The organism is Halorubrum sp. AD140, from assembly GCF_034497445.1.
Taxonomy (GTDB): domain Archaea; phylum Halobacteriota; class Halobacteria; order Halobacteriales; family Haloferacaceae; genus Halorubrum.
Genome location: NZ_JAXRUU010000305.1, coordinates 1 through 1,092, shown reverse-complemented (window position 1 = coordinate 1,092; position 1,092 = coordinate 1). Strand labels below are relative to the sequence as shown.

Sequence of the window (1,092 nt, the reverse complement as noted above, 5' to 3'; positions counted from 1 at the left end):
CTCCCTCCTCCTCGTCTCTGTCGCGCCAGCCCACCCGCCGCTCGGCGTCGCGGTCGCGGGCGGCCACGAACGCGAGGCGGTCGCCGTCGGGACTCCACGTCGGCGCGGAGGCGCCCGACGCGCTCGTCAGGCGGTGGGGCTCGCGGGAGCCGTCGGTCGGGGCGACGAACAGCGAGGAGACCGCCTCGTCGTCGGCCTGGTCGTACTCGGTGGCGGTGAAGGCGACGCGGTCGCCGGTCGGGGAGACGGCGACCTCGCCGACCTGTGTCAGGTCGTAGTAGGCGTCGAGCGGCAGTTCCGACATAGAGACACACAGCGACGGGCGGAGGAAATACGTTCGGGCCGCGGAACCTCGACGGCGACCGACTTAACCCCGAGGCGTCCGGACCGCCGGTCGTGTTCCGCGATCTCTCGCGACCGATCGAGACGGGGATGCCGACCTATCCCGGCGACCCCGACGTGACGCTCGCCCCCGACGCGACCCACCGGGCCGACGGGTACGCGACGAGCGAACTCCGGACCGGGACCCACGCCGGAACGCACGTCGACGCGCCGCGGCACACGGTCCCCGATGGCGAGGCGATCGACGAGTGGGGAGTCGGGCGGTTCGCGTTCGACGCCCGCCTCGTCGCCCTCCGCCCGCTGGAGCCGCGGGAGCCGATCGGGGCCGGGGCGCTGCCCGAGCCGGAGGACCCCGACGCCGGCCTCGGCGACGACGTCGACCTCCTCGTCCTCCGGACCGGCTGGGCCGCGCAGTGGGGGACCGACCGGTACCGCGACCACCCGTACCTGACCGCGGCGGCCGCCGAGCGGTGTCGCGAACTCGGCGTCGGAGTCGGCCTCGACACCTTCGGTCCGGATCCGACGCCGACGGCGGCCGGTGACGCCGAATCGGCCGCGGGTACCGCCGGCGGAACGCCCGCGGCCACCGACGGCGAACCCGACGGCACCCCCGCCCACGACGCGCTTTTGCGCGACTCGCTGCCGATCGTCGAGAACCTCCTCGGCCTCGACGGTCTCCCCGAACGGTTCCGGCTGTACGCCTTCCCGCTCCGGCTTCGCGGCGCCGACGGGTCCCCGGTGCGCGCGGTG

General features: G+C 75.0%; 2 protein-coding genes. One reads left to right on the top strand and one right to left on the bottom strand.

Annotated elements, in window-relative coordinates; all coding sequences use genetic code 11:
• A partial coding sequence (locus U4E84_RS18395; RefSeq protein WP_369698434.1) for a TolB family protein occupies nt 1-304 on the bottom strand: 304 nt, incomplete at its 3' end.
• 92 nt (nt 305-396) lie between these two features.
• Between U4E84_RS18395 and U4E84_RS18390 the strand changes: the two genes are divergently transcribed.
• Nucleotides 397-1,092, top strand: a 696-nt coding sequence (locus tag U4E84_RS18390; protein WP_322533499.1) for a cyclase family protein, incomplete at its 3' end; no start/stop codon positions are given.